This window comes from Mesorhizobium sp. URHB0026 (assembly GCF_054059755.1).
This window is the reverse complement of the sequence record NZ_JBSSCN010000001.1, coordinates 5100222-5116217: the sequence shown is the minus strand read 5'-3', so window position 1 is coordinate 5116217 and position 15996 is coordinate 5100222. Positions and strand designations below refer to the sequence as shown.

General features: G+C 62.9%; 16 protein-coding genes. 8 read left to right on the top strand and 8 right to left on the bottom strand.

The genetic code is table 11. The annotated features are described in order from the left end of the window. The first annotated feature begins 41 nt into the window (after positions 1–41). Positions 42–653 carry a hypothetical protein gene (locus ACVWWD_RS25165; RefSeq protein ID WP_352547876.1) on the top strand — a complete coding sequence of 204 codons (612 nt, stop codon included), beginning with the start codon at positions 42–44 and terminating at the stop codon, positions 651–653. A 28-nt stretch (positions 654–681) separates the two neighbouring features. Here ACVWWD_RS25165 and ACVWWD_RS25160 read toward each other — a convergent pair whose 3' ends face one another. Next, positions 682–1968, bottom strand: coding sequence for a GGDEF domain-containing protein (locus ACVWWD_RS25160; protein ID WP_352547874.1), 1287 nt, complete (start codon positions 1966–1968; stop codon positions 682–684). Between the two features lie 254 nt (positions 1969–2222). On the opposite strand from ACVWWD_RS25160, the gene ettA reads away from it, so the two are divergent. From ettA to ACVWWD_RS25145, 3 genes are all read left to right on the top strand, one after another. Further along, positions 2223–3872: an energy-dependent translational throttle protein EttA gene (gene ettA / locus ACVWWD_RS25155; protein WP_352547872.1), complete on the top strand. Its 1650-nt coding sequence runs from the start codon at positions 2223–2225 to the stop codon at positions 3870–3872. 43 nt (positions 3873–3915) lie between these two features. Then, positions 3916–4686, top strand: a complete 771-nt coding sequence (gene tam, locus ACVWWD_RS25150) for a trans-aconitate 2-methyltransferase (RefSeq protein WP_352547870.1) — start codon at positions 3916–3918, stop codon at positions 4684–4686. 118 nt (positions 4687–4804) lie between these two features. Continuing rightward, entirely contained in the window at positions 4805–5926 is a 1122-nt protein-coding gene (locus tag ACVWWD_RS25145) for a beta-ketoacyl-ACP synthase III (RefSeq protein WP_352547868.1), read from the top strand. A 12-nt stretch (positions 5927–5938) separates the two neighbouring features. Here ACVWWD_RS25145 and ACVWWD_RS25140 read toward each other — a convergent pair whose 3' ends face one another. Beyond that, entirely contained in the window at positions 5939–6403 is a 465-nt protein-coding gene (locus ACVWWD_RS25140) for a methyltransferase family protein (protein ID WP_352547866.1), read from the bottom strand. A gap of 280 nt (positions 6404–6683) precedes the next feature. Here ACVWWD_RS25140 and ACVWWD_RS25135 point away from each other — a divergent pair, with 280 nt between their 5' ends. Beyond that, the gene (locus ACVWWD_RS25135; RefSeq protein ID WP_352547864.1) at positions 6684–7313 is read left to right on the top strand and encodes an MOSC domain-containing protein; all 630 of its coding nucleotides are present in this window, start codon (positions 6684–6686) and stop codon (positions 7311–7313) included. Positions 7314–7353: 40 nt separating this feature from the next. On the opposite strand, the gene ACVWWD_RS25130 is transcribed toward ACVWWD_RS25135, so the two are convergent. From ACVWWD_RS25130 to tsaA, 4 genes are all read right to left on the bottom strand, one after another. Further along, positions 7354–8193 carry an SDR family oxidoreductase gene (locus tag ACVWWD_RS25130; RefSeq protein WP_023769635.1) on the bottom strand — a complete coding sequence of 280 codons (840 nt, stop codon included), beginning with the start codon at positions 8191–8193 and terminating at the stop codon, positions 7354–7356. A 154-nt stretch (positions 8194–8347) separates the two neighbouring features. Then, the gene (locus ACVWWD_RS25125; RefSeq protein ID WP_352547862.1) at positions 8348–9304 is read right to left on the bottom strand and encodes a D-amino acid aminotransferase; all 957 of its coding nucleotides are present in this window, start codon (positions 9302–9304) and stop codon (positions 8348–8350) included. A gap of 127 nt (positions 9305–9431) precedes the next feature. Further along, positions 9432–9746 carry a DUF2293 domain-containing protein gene (locus ACVWWD_RS25120; protein ID WP_015317180.1) on the bottom strand — a complete coding sequence of 105 codons (315 nt, stop codon included), beginning with the start codon at positions 9744–9746 and terminating at the stop codon, positions 9432–9434. Further along, the gene (tsaA, locus tag ACVWWD_RS25115; RefSeq protein WP_352547858.1) at positions 9743–10267 is read right to left on the bottom strand and encodes a tRNA (N6-threonylcarbamoyladenosine(37)-N6)-methyltransferase TrmO; all 525 of its coding nucleotides are present in this window, start codon (positions 10265–10267) and stop codon (positions 9743–9745) included. Before tsaA ends, ACVWWD_RS25120 begins: the two co-directional genes overlap by 4 nt. 175 nt (positions 10268–10442) lie before the next feature. Between tsaA and ACVWWD_RS25110 the strand changes: the two genes are divergently transcribed. Both ACVWWD_RS25110 and metF read left to right on the top strand, forming a co-directional pair. Continuing rightward, positions 10443–11465: an ArsR/SmtB family transcription factor gene (locus ACVWWD_RS25110; protein ID WP_015317182.1), complete on the top strand. Its 1023-nt coding sequence runs from the start codon at positions 10443–10445 to the stop codon at positions 11463–11465. Beyond that, the gene (gene metF / locus ACVWWD_RS25105; protein ID WP_352547855.1) at positions 11465–12376 is read left to right on the top strand and encodes a methylenetetrahydrofolate reductase [NAD(P)H]; all 912 of its coding nucleotides are present in this window, start codon (positions 11465–11467) and stop codon (positions 12374–12376) included. The genes ACVWWD_RS25110 and metF overlap by 1 nt, the downstream gene beginning before the upstream one ends. Positions 12377–12810: 434 nt before the next feature. Here metF and ACVWWD_RS25100 read toward each other — a convergent pair whose 3' ends face one another. Next, a complete protein-coding gene (locus ACVWWD_RS25100) occupies positions 12811–13728 on the bottom strand; it encodes a DMT family transporter (protein ID WP_352547853.1) in 918 nt (305 codons plus the stop codon). 307 nt (positions 13729–14035) lie between these two features. Here ACVWWD_RS25100 and ACVWWD_RS25095 point away from each other — a divergent pair, with 307 nt between their 5' ends. Then, positions 14036–15256, top strand: a complete 1221-nt coding sequence (locus ACVWWD_RS25095) for an alanine racemase (RefSeq protein WP_023769640.1) — start codon at positions 14036–14038, stop codon at positions 15254–15256. Here the strand turns inward: ACVWWD_RS25095 and ACVWWD_RS25090 are convergent. Further along, the gene (locus tag ACVWWD_RS25090; protein ID WP_023792219.1) at positions 15253–15984 is read right to left on the bottom strand and encodes an SDR family oxidoreductase; all 732 of its coding nucleotides are present in this window, start codon (positions 15982–15984) and stop codon (positions 15253–15255) included. The two genes, ACVWWD_RS25095 and ACVWWD_RS25090, sit on opposite strands and share 4 nt — an antisense overlap. Between the last annotated feature and the right edge of the window lie 12 nt (positions 15985–15996).

The window sequence follows — 15996 nt, the reverse complement described above, 5'->3', positions numbered from 1 at the left end:
GCAGCTAGGTTCGCAGGGCGGTTCATTCAGCGGGGGGTGCAATGAGTGGCATAACGAGCAGCGCGCTGGCGCGGCTGGCTTTCTGGGCCAAGGGCATGGTTTCGATCAACGATGCTCGCATGGAATGGCCGGGGTTTTCCTATAGCCAGCCCGAGTGGGCGCGCATGCGCGCACTGTCCGCACCGATCGGCGCCGGCACCTATCATCTCTTTACGATCATCAACGCGGTGATCTTCATCGCAATCGCCGCGCTCGGCATTTTCGGCGTCTTCCTGCCGCTGGCCACGGTGCTGTTTCCGGTGCCGGCGGAGACCAGCGCGCTGAAGTTCTCGCTACTCCTGGCCGCCTGCGCCTTCCTCATCATCGGCCTCGGCCTGCCGATCTCGATGCGTCTGTCGGCCATGCTCGTCGGTGGCAAGAGGATGCGTGAGACGCTGGTTCCGGCGGCCGGAGACGATGTGCTGGCATCGAAAGTCTCCTGGCAGATCAACCGCATCATGCTGATCATGTGCGGCCTGCTGGTGCCGGGCATCCTGCTTTTCATCGCCTACGACATCCAGGCCGGGCCGATCATCACGGCGCTTAAATGGCTGGCGATCGTGCTGATGGCCGTCTCGACCATGACAGGCATTGCGCGGCACAGGAAATCGTAGCGACAAGGTTAGACCTGGATTGACTTGGCTAGATCTGGGCGGACCTGGTCCAGGCGATATCGGCGTCCGCCTCATGCCCGCCGGGTTCGCCGACGACGCGGTCGCGTCCGGTCGATTTCGCCTTGTAAAGGCGCTGGTCGGCGAGCGCGAACAGGTCGGCCAGGCACTGCGTCGTCTCGCTGACCGTGGAAACACCGGCGCTGACGGTCAATTCGAATCGGCTGGTGGCGACCGATGCCTTGAGCGCGGTGCGGACGCTTTCGCCGAAGAGCCTGGCGACGGAATGCGGACGCGAACTCAGGATCGCGAATTCCTCGCCGCCGATCCGGAAAACCTGGTCCTCAGCGCCTGCCGCCTCGCAAAGTACGGTTGCGACCGCCTTCAGCACCTTGTCGCCTTCGGCATGGCCGAAACGATCGTTGATCGACTTGAAGTGGTCGACGTCGACGATGAGCAGGCTGAGCGGCCTCGCCGTGCGCAGGCTGGACTGGACGGCTGCCTCGCCATCTGCATCGAAGCGTCCCCTGTGCAGCAGGCCGGTCAGGCCATCGCGGCCGACATGTTCGACCAGCGCCTCGTAGCGTTCGCGATAGGTCAAGGTCTCGAAGATGTCGGTCAGCCCACGCGGCATCTGCACATCCCGGACCTCGAACCATTTGAGATAGGCGACCAGCATGGCGCTGAAGGTCAGTGCCGCCGCCATCTTGGCGAACCAGCCGCCGAAGAAGACCGCGATCGGCGCGCCGGCAACAAAATGGAGCGCGGTGAAGAACCCCGCCTGATCGAACGTCAGCACACAGGCGACGCAAATCAGGATGCGTGCGAACCGCGCCTTGCGCAGGACGCGGCCAAGTTTCTCATAGAGCAGGATGATCAGGATGGCGTCGACGAACAGCAGCGTCGTGCCCCAAACCATCAGCCAGCCCATCTCGTCGATGAAGCCGATGTCCGGGAGCCGGCCATCGGGTAGCGGAGCGATGGCGTGCAGGCGCAGGAGCAGAACCAGACCGATCATCACCGCATTGCCGAGCAGCAGGCCATAGATCGGCTGGCGCACGGTGGCGGCATCCTCCTTCATGTAGAGCAGAAGGAGCATCACCAACTTGCCGGAAAACAGCACCGCCGAGCCCGGCGAGACCATGCCGAACGGCAGCGCGACGTAGAAGACGCTGGCGAGATAGGTTTCCAGGAAATGCATGACGCCGAGTGCGCAGATGAAAACGCCCAGGCCGATGCGCTTGCGGAAGCGGAAAAGTGTCACCATGACGCTGAAGTAGACGATCGCTTCGGCAAGGAGCAGGAAACTGTTCAGCAATGCCGTCGATCCGCTCTCTGTTCGAAATCGCGGCCAGCCAGCGATTCCACTCCGATCCTGTTTTGACGTGGAAGGGTTAACCGGAGATTTCCGCGCGCCATCGACGGATTGAAAACCTGGCTGTCGGTGCACACTTGTCCGTGTGGTTGGCTTGATATGGCAAAAGCGATTGCCGTTCGGCGCCGCATCGCCTACATAGCGGCCAACCTCCATTCAATTCGACAAATCCAGTCATTTTTTCAGGGAAAGCGCGCGTGGCACGCCAGTTCATCTATCACATGGCCGGCCTCAACAAGGCCTATGGCACCAAGAAGGTGCTCGAGAACGTTCATCTGTCCTTCTACCCCGACGCCAAGATCGGCATCCTGGGCCCAAACGGCGCCGGCAAGTCGACGATCCTCAAAATCATGGCCGGCATCGACAAGGACTGGAGCGGTGAGGCGTGGCTCGCCGAAGGCGCTACTGTCGGCTACCTGGCGCAGGAGCCGGCGCTCGACCCGGACAAGACCGTGTTCGAAAACATCATGGAAGGTGTCGCGGCCAAGACCGCCATCATCGAGCGTTACAACGAATTGATGATGAACTATTCCGACGAGACGGCCGACGAGTCGGCCAAGCTCCAGGACGAAATGGACCGGCTGAACCTGTGGGATCTCGAACAGCAGGTCGAGATGGCAATGGAAGCGCTGGGCTGCCCGCCAAAGGATGCCAACGTCACCAAGCTATCGGGTGGCGAGCGCCGCCGTGTCGCGCTCTGCCAGCTGCTGCTGCGCCAGCCTGATCTTCTGCTGCTCGACGAACCGACCAACCATCTCGATGCCGAGACGACGGCGTGGCTGGAAAAGCATCTGCGCGCCTATCCGGGCGCCGTGATGATCATCACCCACGACCGCTACTTCCTCGACAATGTCACCGGCTGGATTCTCGAACTCGATCGCGGACGCGGCATTCCTTATGAGGGGAATTACACCAAGTACCTCGAAGCCAAGGCCAAGCGCCTCAAGCAGGAAGGCCGCGAGGACGACGCCCGCCAGCGCGCCATCGGCCGCGAGCGCGAGTGGATCCAGTCGAGCCCGAAGGCTCGCCAGACCAAGTCCAAGGCGCGTATCCAGGCGTTCCAGGATCTGCTCGATGCGGCCGACAAGCGGCGGCCGACGGATACGCAGATCGTCATTCCGCATGGCGAGCGGCTCGGCAACGTGGTCATCGACGTCGAGGGCCTGTCGAAAGGCTTCGGCGACACGCTGTTGATCGAAGGCCTCGAATTCAAGCTGCCGCCGGGTGGCATTGTCGGTGTCATCGGCCCGAATGGCGCGGGCAAGACGACATTGTTCCGCATGATCACCGGCCAGGAGAAGCCCGATGCCGGTTCTGTCCGCGTCGGCGAGACGGTCAAGCTCGGCTATGTCGACCAAAGCCGCGACGCGCTCGATCCGTCAAAGACCGTGTGGGAAGAAATCTCGGGCGGCGCCGAAGTGGTCAAGCTCGGCAAGTTCGAGGCCAACACCCGCGCTTATTGTGCGTCCTTCAATTTCCGCGGCGGCGACCAGCAGCAGAAGGTCGGCAACCTCTCCGGCGGTCAGCGCAACCGCGTGCACCTGGCCAAGATGCTGAAGACCGGCGGCAATGTTCTGCTGCTCGACGAACCTACCAACGATCTCGATACGGAAACGCTGGCGGCACTCGAAGACGCGCTGGAAAATTTCGGCGGCTGCGCGGTCATCATCTCGCACGATCGCATGTTCCTCGACCGTCTGGCGACGCACATCCTCGCCTTCGAAGGCGATAGCCACGTCGAATGGTTCGAGGGCAATTTCGAGGATTACGAGCAGGACAAGATCCGCCGGCTCGGGCCCGAAGCCGTCAACCCGCACCGCATGACCTACAAGAGGCTGACGCGGTAAGAGGGCACCCGGGCGGCGAATTCTCAAGAGACGAGGAGCTCGGATGGCTGATTGGTCCGCCGCCCAGTATCTGAAATTCGAGGACGAGCGCACGCGGCCCGCGCGCGACTTGGTGGCACAGGTTCCGGTCGACTGTCCGCGTCGGGTTGTCGATATCGGCTGCGGGCCGGGCAATTCGACCGAACTTCTGGTCGAGCGCTGGCCGGATGCGCAAGTGAGCGGCTTCGACACGTCTCCCGACATGATCGAGAAGGCGAGGGCGCGCCTACCCAATGTCAGCTTCGACCTCGCCGATGCCTCGACATGGCAGCCGGACGAGCCGGTCAACGTGATCTTCGCCAACGCGGTCTTCCAGTGGCTGCCGGAGCATCCGGCGGTGTTCCAGCGTCTGATGGGTTTTCTCGCGCCCGGCGGCGCGCTGGCCGTCCAGATGCCCGACAATATGGCCGAGGATTCGCATCGCCTGATGCGGGAGACCGCCGCCGAAGCGCCTTTCGCGGCAAAGATCAGGGATGCGGCCCGTGCGCCGCTACCGCCGGTGTCGTTCTACTACGACCTGCTGTCGCCGCTCTCCGCCCGGCTCGACATCTGGCACACCATCTACAACCATCCGCTGGCCGATGCCGAGGCGATCGTCGAGTGGGTGAAGTCGACAGGGCTGAAGCCCTTCCTCGATCAACTGGACGCGGACGAACGCAAGCTGTTCCTCGACAGCTACACGGCCAAGATCGCCAAGGCCTATCCGAAGGCCGCCGATGGCAAGGTGCTGCTGCGTTTCCCCCGCATTTTCATTATCGCCAAGCAGGCGGGATAGGCTGGCGAAAACCTTGGTTTAAGCCGGCGTAAACCGGCCGAGTGAGAAAAGTGTTGCGCCGAGACGTCTCGGCGCCCACATCAAACCGCAACGCCCGCGGATGGGGACGGACTGAAACATGCATCGCGTCATCATCAGCGGCATCGGCGCTGAAATTCCCAAGCCTGTAATCACGAATGAGGAACTGGTCGCCAGCTTCAATGCCTGGGTCGACACCGAGAACGCGCGGCGCCAGGATACCGGCGAGACGCTGCTGCAGAAATCGGATGCCGACTTCATCGTTCATGCTTCAGGTGTGAAGTCCCGCCACGTGGTCGAGCGTGAAGGCATTCTCGACCCGACCCGCATGGCGCCGCGCATTCCGGCGCGTCCAGACGACGCGCTCTCGCTGCAGGCGGAATTCGCCATCGCGTCGGCCAGGAAGGCGATCGACCACGCAGGCGCCGATGCGTCGGACATCGATCTGGTGATCTGCTCGTCCTCGCATCAACAGAGGCCGTATCCGGCGATCGCCATCGAAATGCAGGAGGCGCTGGGCACGAGGGGCGCGGGCTTCGACATGGGGCTTGGCTGTTCGTCGGCTGCGGCTGCGCTGCACATGGCGGTCAATCTGGTGCGCTCGGGCGCGCACAAGCGCATCCTGGTGACCACGCCGGAAATCATCACGGGCCATCTCAATTTCCGCGACCGGCAGACGCATTTCATCTTCGGGGACGCTTCGGTGTCGATGGTGGTGGAGGGGCTGGCCCAGGGCGAGAAGCGGCCGGGCCGCTTCGAGGTGCTGGACACACGCATCTGGACGCAGATGTCGAACAACATCCGCACCAATCTCGGCTATCACACCCGCACCGCCCAGGACGATCCCTACATGATCGACCTGGAGGGCAACCTCATCAAGCAGGTCGGCAACAAGGTGTTCAAGGAAGTCACCGTGGCCGGGCACAAATTCATCGTCGAATTCCTCGCCGAACACGGGCTGACGCCGCAGGCGGTGCGGCGCTTCTGGCTGCACCAGGCCAATGCGCGCATGAATGCGATGATCCTGAAACTGGCGTTCGGCCACGATGTCGGCCATGACCGCGCGCCGATGGTGCTGGAGCGGCTCGGCAACACGGCGGGCGCGGGAGCCATCATCGCACTATCGGAGAACCATGCCGACATGAAACCGGGCGACCACGGCCTGATCTGCGCCTTCGGCGCGGGATACTCGATCGGTGGCGCGCTGCTGAGAATGCTCTGAAGTGATGCCGCGCTAGGCCGGCGTGAAGGGAACCAGCATCGGCACCCGCTTGGCGTAATCGTCATAGGCGGGTCCGAGTTCGTCGCGCAGGAAACGCTCCTCCAGCCTCGCCTTTATGACGACGCCGATGATGAGCAGGGCCGTACCTGCAATCCCCCAGACCGTGCCCTTTGCCGCCATGGTGGCAAGTACAGCCAGCAACAGCCCGGTATAGATCGGATGCCGCACCAGGCGATAAGGGCCGGTATCGACCACGCGATGACCTGCCTTGGCTGTGACCGTGGCGGACCACAACCGCCCGAGATGGATGCGCGCCCACCACGCGAAGCCGATGCCGACCGCAATCACGGCAACGCAGACCCAGGCTTCGGCAAGGGTCGGCGTCCACAATCTCAGCCTGCCTTGATAGCCGTGCGCTGGAACGAACAGCAGGACGGTGCCGGCCAGCCAGAAGACGCGATAGCGGGCCTCCGCCACGATGGTGGCGCGCTTTTGGACGGGATCAGCCAGAATGCAGCGACGATCCAGGATACCACCCAGAACAGCCAGAGCGCTGCGATGGCTTGTCCAACCTCCATGCCGAACCTCCTCCCGAGTTGGCGCCGAATATATATCGGTGGCGCGGCGGCAATGGGACGCGCCCGCTGCAAGGGGATGGCATTTCCGGTAATAACGTCGTGATCGGCATCAAACGCAGTGATCGGATCATCAGCGCTTTCGACTGGACCGCATTGTCCGAGGTCTCTAGACCAGCAGCATGCAGGAAACAAACCTAGAGCTTTTTCCAACTGCCGAGCCCACGATCGATATCGTCCCGGGCCGTAAGCTGACGGCAAAGGCAGTGGCGCTCTATGCCGCTCCCTCCGATCATTTCGAGACGAAAGCCGTCGAGGATTTGCATCTTGGCTTCGACGGAATCGCGCATGACTTCCATGCCGGAATGACGCGGCGTTCCGGCGGGCGCGAGCCTTGGTATCCGCGCGGCACGGAGATGCGCAACGAGCGGCAATTGTCGCTGGTCGCCACGGACGAGCTTTCGATCCTCGCCGAGCGCATGGGTCTGAAGGAGATCAAGCCGGAATGGATCGGAGCCAATATGCTGATCGGGAGCGTGCCGCATCTGTCGATGCTGCCGGCCGGCTCACTGATGTTCTTCGAAGGGGGCGTGACGATCAAAATCGACGCGCAGAACAAGCCGTGCCGGGTCGCCGGGCAATCCATCGCCACCCATGTCCATGCATCGGATCGCGATGCAGCCGCGCTGCTCTTCCCGCAGACGGCGAAGCGGCTGCGTGGCCTTGTCGCATGGGTTGAAAAACCCGGCGTGGTCAGGGTCGGCGAAGAGATTTCGGTGCGGGTGCCGGAGCAATGGATTTACAAGGCATAGCTACTCCGCCCAGTAGGCGGCGTAGCTATTATTTTGGGCGTCAGCCCTTGCGGTTCTTGTGGACGCCTTGCGCCATGACGGAGACGTGGTCCCACTTGTCCCAGGTGGCGAGGCGGTTGGCGTATTCCTGGCGTATCATCGGCAGGCCGCCATCGCCGAAGAACACCCTCAGCGGCGGCTCTGCCGCATCGACGATGGCCAGCATCGCCGGCCCGGTCGCCTCGGGATCGCCAGCAACCGAGTTGGCGCGGCGCTCGGCCATCTTGGCGCGGGCGGGCGCATAGGCCTCGATCGGCTTGGAGACCTTGGCCGATGCTCCCGACCAGTCGGTGGAGAAACCGCCCGGCTCGACCAGCGTGACATGAATGCCAAATTCCGCGACCTCGATGCTGAGCGACTGGCTGAAGGCTTCCAGCGCCCATTTCGAGGCGTGGTAGAGCCCGAGCGAGGCAAAGGCATTGACGCCGCCGATCGACGAGATCTGGATGATGTGGCCGGAGCGCTGCGCCCGCATGATCGGCAGGGCGGCCTGGGTGACCCACAGCGCGCCGAACACATTGGTCTCGATCTGGTCGCGCGCTTCCTGCTCGCTGACTTCCTCTATGGCGCCGAAATGGCCGTAGCCGGCATTGTTGATGACGACGTCGAGCCGGCCAAAGCGCTTGTGCGCCTCGGCGACAGCGGCATCGACGGCTTTCTTGTCGGTTACGTCGAGCTTTATGGCGGCGATGTTGTCGCCATATCTATTGACGAGATCGGCGAGCGTGGCTGTGTCACGTGCGGTCGCCGCAACGCGGTCGCCACGCGCCAGTGCGGCCTCGGCCCAGACGCGGCCAAAGCCTTTCGACGATCCGGTGATGAACCAAACCTTAGATGTCATGATGTGGAATACTTGCCCCTGCGGGCGCAATTTCTGGATGGAAGCGGAGGCTTCTCCGCTTTCGGGCATATACGGCCTGTCCCGTGATTTTCCAGAGGCGAGGGGGAATCTTTTTGAACAAGACTCTTCCCCGTGGAACAAGAAATCGTGTTGATCAGGGGTAGTTCACCTGAGACGACCAGGCCGGGTCGTCATGCTTTTGCCAATAGAGCGCCATCAGCCGGCTGGTGATCGGCCCGACCTTTCCGTCGGCGATGTCAGCGCCGTCAACCTCCGTCACCGGCATGATGCCGCCGGCGGTCGAGGTGATGAAGACTTCGTCGGCCCCACGCAGCGCGGAGACGCTGACGTCGGCGGTCGATGCGGCGAGACCTGCCTCGGCGCAGAGATCAAAGACCGTGCGGCGGGTGATGCCCGGCAGCACGCCGATGGCTGGCGTCGACAGTCTGTCGTCCTTGACGCAGAAGACGTTGAAGCCCGGGCCTTCGGCGACGTTGCCGTTGAAATCGAGAATGAGGGCCGTCTCGGCGCCACGGTCGTAGGCATCATATAGGCCGCCCACTAAGTCGAGCCAGTGGTAGTTCTTGATCGCCGGGTCGATCGAAGCCGGCGGAATGCGCACCTTGTCGCTGATGGCGACACGCAGGCCGCGCCGCAACTGCTCGGCATTGGCGACCGAGCCGAACGGCACGGCGAACGCCATGAAGCGATTGATCGCCTCGCGCGGGTCGCGGCTGAAGGTCGGCGAGGCGCCGCGCGTGCACAGCATCTCGACATAGGCGGCGCGATGACCCGACAGCGCGACGCAATTGTGCAGGACCTCGGCCACGCCATCGCGATCGAACGGGATAGTCATGCGCAGCTTTTGCAAGCCGAGGAAGAAACGGTCGACATGCAGATCGAGGCGGAAGAATCGGCCGTTCCAGACATGCACCGTATCGTAGGTGGCATCCGAGTGCAGGAATCCCCAATCCAGCACCGAGACCTTGGCTTGCGACATCGGCAAATATTGGCCGTCGAGGAAGGCAATGCCTTCGGGATAGGAATGTGGGTCAATATGGCGATCGCTCACTGCAGGCAGCGGCGGTGTATCGTGTGCGGCTTGGCTCATCGGCAGCTCCTCGCCATGAAGTCATAAGCTATCGGCAACGGGCGGAGCGCATAGGGCCAGTGCTCCGACTTCAGTCGTCCTCGAGGTGAAGATCCGGCAGCAGAGCGCCATCTGCCCGGCAGTGGCCTCATTCCTCCTCGTCATCGGCGTCGAGCAGGCGCGTGGCGCGCCAGCGCGTGAGCATGATGTTGGTTTGCTCGATGACGAAGAACCGGGCGGAGTCGCGGTCATAGCCCTCGGCCAGCAGCTTTTCGTAATCGGTGTGCATGTGGCGGATGTGGGCGATCGTCGCCAGCCAGACGGCGATCGTCGGCGGCAAGGTTTTCATGTGGACCGAGCCGGCATCGGTGCGGATCTTCTCCATGTCGGCATAAGGGGCCAGCGGCAGAAGTGCTGTCAAAGCCTTGGCGATAGCGCGGCGACGGCCGGTTGGTGCCGTCATCGCCCGTCACGCCCTTCAACGGTTGCCTCGGCAATGGCATCGGTCGAGGCGAAATACGGCTTGATGTCGATGACCGGCGTGCCGTCGAGCACGTCGATGGCGTCGAGGTCGATGCGCCCGATGCCAATGTCCAATCCGACGAGTTTGGTCACGTGCAGGCCGACCGGGTTCGGCCGGGCAGGGGAGCGCAGGCCGAATACGCCTTTCGATTCAGTAGCATGGCGGGGTTTTTGCACGATCAGATTCCGCAGCGCATGATGCAGCCAGGACAGGATCACGACGTGGCTGGCGCGCTCCAGCCCGCGCAGGCCCGCACGATAGGGCGCATCGATGGTCAGCACCGCGGGCTGTCCCGCCTCGCGCGCCGCGCGCATGTTCTTCGGGCAACTATCCCGGGTGGTCCACGGCGAGGCAATACGGCCGATGAAGACGATGCCGGCGTCCGGCGGCATCAAGGCCGGATCGTGGTCCAGTCTCTGCTCGCCTTCGCGTACCTCGAACATCTCACGCGGTCCGGTCATTGCCTGTCTCTGTGCTGGTGCATGCCATTGTCTCAAACCGCTAGACGTTCCGGGCTGACCCGGACCGGGAAATCACGCATGCGGCATTTTCTGGTCCGGAAGCGACATAGCGCTTGCAAGGTCGCCAAATTCGACATAAACATATGTTTATATCTTTTTCGAAGAGAATACGCTGATGCATGTCTCGCTCGACACCATGGTGGATACATTGAAAGCGGCGGCCGAATCCAGCCGCCTGCGCATATTGGCACTGTTGTCGCGTGGCGACCTCACCGTTTCCGACCTTACCGAAATTCTCGGCCAGTCGCAGCCGCGTGTCTCGCGCCACCTGAAGCTGCTGCTCGAGGCGGGGCTGATCGGCCGCTACCAGGAAGGATCGTGGGCGTTCTTCCGCCTGTCGGACGCCGACTCGGCGCGAGACTTCGTGATGAGGCTGGTTGCCGGCATTCGCGGCGCCGACCCGCAGGTCGAGCGCGATCTGGAGCGACTGACATCCGTCAAGCGCAAGCGCCAGGACCGCGCCACCGCGTATTTTTCGCAGAACGCCGCAAGTTGGGATCATATCCGCTCGCTGCATGTGCCCGACCGTGCCGTAGAGGCCGCGATGCTGAAGCTGGTCGGCAAGCGGCCGTTCCAATCCATGCTCGATCTTGGCACCGGCACCGGGCGGCTGCTCGAAATCTTCTCGCCGCTCTACAGGCGGGGGATCGGCATCGACATGTCGCGAGAGATGCTGACCGTGGCGCGGGCCAATCTCGACAAGGCCGGCGTTTCGAATGCGCAGGTGCGGCAGGGCGATATCTTCTCGCCGCCGGTCGAGCGCGATGCCTTCGATCTTGTCACCATCCACCAGGTGCTGCACTATCTCGACGATCCGGCCCGCGCCATCCATGAGGCGGCGCGGCTGCTTCGCCCGGCCGGCCGTCTCGTCATCGTCGATTTCGCGCCGCACACACTGGAATTCCTGCGCGATGAGCATGCGCATATGCGGCTGGGCTTTTCCGACCGGCAGATCGGAGAGTGGTTCTCCGAAGCCGGCCTCGATCTCGAGGATGCCCAGGAGTTCGAACCGCGCGGCGGCAACGAGGCCAGGCTCACCGTCAAGCTCTGGCTTGGCCGCGACCGGCGCCTGCTGATCGCCGATCCCGCCAATGCCAGCCAGCAGACCAGAGTGAGCTCGATAGGGGAAATCGCCTGATGAACCAGTTTCGTTTTTCCCGCCGGCCCGATATCGGCGACAAGGTCAGGGTTTCGTTCGAGTTCTTCCCGCCGAAGAACGACGAGATGGAGGCAAGACTGTGGGATACGGTCACAAGGCTCGAGCCGCTGCACCCGAAATTCGTCTCGGTGACCTATGGCGCCGGCGGTTCGACGCGTGAGCGCACGGCGCGCACCATCGGCCGCATCCTGAAGGAAACCAGCCTGACGCCGGCCGCGCACATGACTTGCGTCGATGCGGCTCGCCATCAGGTCGACGCCGTCATCCAGGAATTCACCGACATGGGCGTGAAGCGCTTCGTCGCCTTGCGCGGCGATCCGGCGGAAGGCGTCGGCGCTGCCTACCGGCCGCATCCGGACGGCTACGCCAACGGCGCCGAGCTGGTCGGGGCGCTGAAGGACGCCGGCGATTTCGACATTTCGGTTTCGGCCTATCCGGAAAAGCATCCGGAAAGCCCTGACTTCGCCACCGATATCGACATGCTGAAGCGCAAGGTCGACAATGGTGCGACGCGGGCAATCACCCAGTTCTTTTTCGACAACGATCTCTACGAGCGTTACGTCGAGCGCGCGCGCCGCGCTGGCATCTACATCCCGATCGTTCCCGGCATCTTGCCGGTGCATAATTTTACCCAGGTCGCCAATTTCTCGGCCCGCTGCGGCGCGCTGGTGCCGGCATGGCTGGCCGAGCGTTTCGACGGCCTGCAGAACGATCCTCAAACGCACGCCCTTGTGGCATCCGCCGTGGCCGCCGAGCAGGTTCTGGACCTGGTCGAGCGCGGCGTGGGCGATTTCCACTTCTACACAATGAACCGGGCCGATCTGGTGTTCGCCGTCTGTCATATGATCGGCATCCGCTCGCATGAGGTGGCGGGCTCCGCTGCTGCCTGAGGGCCAGTCAGGTAAGCAAAAGGCCGGGTAAAAACCCGGCCTTTCGAATCGGTTGGACTATTTGGTGCTGGTCTTCCCCGTCTTGGCGGGTTCAGGGAAGGACGCCCATAATGAGGGCGCCGATGAAAGCAAACGCAGCACAAATCATCAATGCGTTGATTGGCCTCGTAAGTCCCATGACATAGCCTCCTCTTAAAGAGCTATGTCCTGGAGTCTAGGTTCATTTGTGCCACAGGCAAGCGGAAAATGTGCTGCATTGCGACGTGATTGTGGATTTTGCAACTTCGGTTTCGCCGTTAGCCGTTGAAACTCCTTGGCAAAAACCCGCTTCATGCCTGTGAATAAATTATGGCGGTGGCGTGTCGATGCTGTGTCATGGCAGCGCTACCCCCGCGAAAGTCGTGTTCGACTTTCGCGATTGCACATGCCGAATTTTAACGCCGTCCGAACACTCGCCCGTCGATTGTCAGAAGACCAAGTCCGATCAGCACCACACCGCCGATCTCGAACAATTCCAGCCGCTCGCCCAGGAAAAGAAAGCCGAGCAGCATGGCACTGGCCGGCACGATCACCGTGACCAGCGAGGCGTTGGTGGCCCCGGCCGAGGCGACGAGGTTGAAGTAGAGGATGTAAGCGAAGGCCGTCGACAGAAGCGCCAGCGCCAGCACTGCCGCCCACACCGGCGGCGAGGCGGAGAACAGGCCGGCCGGGCCATGGGCGAAGAGCACGATCGGGATCATGATGATGGTCGAAGCCGTCAATTGCCCGGTGGCGACGACCGACGAGGGCACGCCCTTGAAACGGCGCGCGACCATCAGCGCGATACCATAGGACAGCGAGGCGCCGATCAGCGCGAATTTGGCCCAGACAGGGCCGCCGAGCCCCGCCAGCAGGCCGGGACCGATCATCACGGCCGTGCCGGCGACACCGAGCCCGACGCCGGCGAGCTTGTTCCAGGACAGCTTTTCATCTGATGTCAGCGCGTTGGCCAAAATCAGCGTCCAGAAAGGCGTCGTGGCGTTGAGGACGGAAGCGACACCGGCGCCCAATTGGGTTTGACCGGCAAAGATCAACGAGAAGGGGACGACATTGTTGGTGAAGGCCAGCAGGAAGAACAGCCCGGCATGCGGCAGAGCGAGACGAAAGGACGGTCCGCGCAAGCCGAGATAGAGCTGCAGCGCGACCGCTGCGATGGCGACGCGAAACAGCACCAGCACCAGCGGTTGAAGCTCCGCCACCGCGATGCGGGCGAAGAAGAACGAGCCGCCCCAGATGGCGCCGAGCAGCAGCAACTGCCCCCAGTCCCTGATCGTCATCGGTCCGCGTGATGCAGATGCAGCGCTCCCTGCCATATGAATCCTCCCCCAGACGGCCCGAATGCAAGCTGTCAGGCAGAAGCCATATCGGGTCCGGCGGCAAGGGCCACCCGAAACCCGACCGGCTGCCAAGCCTTTCGGCAAAGGCCAGGTGCCGTGCAGTCAGGAGCACGAGACGCAGAATTGTTTCCTTGCAGCGCCGCGCGTCTCCAGAGACGCGCAAAGGACGCTGCGAGGTTCATTCCTGGCGCATGATCCTTCCGCAAGTCGAAATTAACTTTCGGGGTCATGCGCTAGCCGCTAGCGTGGATTAATTGTGCGAGCTGAAGTCGAGGATTCGTCCATGCAGCGATTCGAGAACGCAAGCGAGGCGGCACTGGCGCTTCGTCCGGATGACCCGGTCTACTGCTTCCGCCCGCAGGTCTTGAAGGCGGATGCGAAGCAGTTCATGGGCATGTTCCCCGGCAAGACCGCCTACGCGGTCAAGACCAATGGCGAGCAGATCGTGCTGAAGACGCTGGTCGAGGCCGGCGTCACCGCCTTCGACGTCGCTTCACCAGGCGAGTTCGCCGCCGTGCGCGCCGTTTCGCCCGATGCGGAGATGCTCTACATGCATCCGGTCAAGGCGCAGTCGGACATCAAGCTGGCTTTGGAGAAATACGGCATTCGCGTCATCTCGCTCGACCATGAGGACGAGATCACCAAGCTGACCCGTGTGGTGCGGGCGCTCGATATCGACCCGGGCGCGGTCAGCGTCTTCGTGCGTGTGCAGACAAAGGGCCATGCCGCCTACGAGCTGTCCAAAAAATTCGGCGCTGGGCCTGCCTATGCGGTCGAACTCGCCGAGCGACTGAACCGCACCGGCTATAAGGTCGGCCTGTGTTTCCATGTCGGCAGCCAGATCGAGGATCCCGACACCTATGAGCGGGCGCTTGCCTCGGCCGACTGGGTGCGCAACCGGCTGACCTTCGACATTGCCGGGCTCGATGTCGGCGGCGGCTTTCCGGCCGAATACGGACATGATCCCAACCGCAAGCAGATCGAGATGCCGTCGCTCGGCCAGATCATGTCGCGGCTCTCCGGCGACTTGAAGGAATATCAGTTCGACCAGATGCCGCTGGTGGCCGAGCCGGGCCGGGTGATCGTGGCGCGCTGCCTGTCGCTGATCGTGCGCGTGCTGTTGCGCAAGGGCAAGCGGCTCTACATCAATGACGGTATCTGGGCGTCTCTGTCGGATTCGTGGACCGGCAAGATCACGCTGCCGGCGCGGTTTATCCCCGATCCGGCAATCCGCACGCGCAACGGCGACGAGAACAAGATCGTACCGTTCAAGGTGTGCGGGGCGACCTGCGATTCCGTCGACATCCTGTCGCGGCCGTTCTGGCTGCCGGAAACCGTCGACACCGGCGACTGGATCGAAATCGGCCATATAGGCGCTTATTCACTGTCGCTGAGAACCCGCTTCAACGGCTTCTATCCCGACACCTTCGTCGAGGTGACGACGCCTTTCGATGAGGGCGACGCGCCGGTGGGATTCGCCAGCCTGGAGACGATGGCGGATTAGGCAACGCCACCGCCGGCCTGGATGTTCTCGCCGGTCAGCCAACGGGCCTCGTCGCTGGCCAGGAAAACGGCAACGTCGGCGACATCGCGCGGCGCACCGATCCTGCCGAAGGGCGACATGCCGGCCGCCACGGCGCGGTCGCGCTCCGGCAGAAGGTCGGTGTCGGTGAAGCCTGGCGACAGCGCGTTGACGGTGACGCCGCGTGGCCCGAGCTCGCGCGACAGAACGCGCACGAATTGTTCCACCGCGCCCTTGCTGCCGAGATAGAGCGCGGTCTGCGTGAAAAACATCTTCGTTCCGCCAGTGGAGACCGCGATGATGCGGCCGCCGTCACGCACGCGGCGAGCGGCCTCCTGAAGCGTAAAGAAAGTGCCTCTGGCGTTGGTGCCGAAGACAAGGTCGAAATCGGCTTCGCTGGCCTCGACCAGCGGTTTGATCACAGCGACGCCGACATTGGCGACGACGATGTTGAGGTCGCCAAACTGGCTTTCTGCTTCGTCGAACAAACGGCGGATGTCGGAAACATTTGAAATGTCCGCCCGGATGGCGATCGCCTTGCCACCCTTGCTCACGATGGCCGCCACAACGTCGTCAGCGGCCTTGGCATTGCCGACATAGTTGACGACGACCGCGGCGCCGTCGGCCGCGAGCCCTTCGGCAATGGCGCGGCCGATGCCGCGCGAGCTGCCGGTGACGATCGCGGTTTTGCCCTGAAGCGAATGAGACATGATCAATTCCTT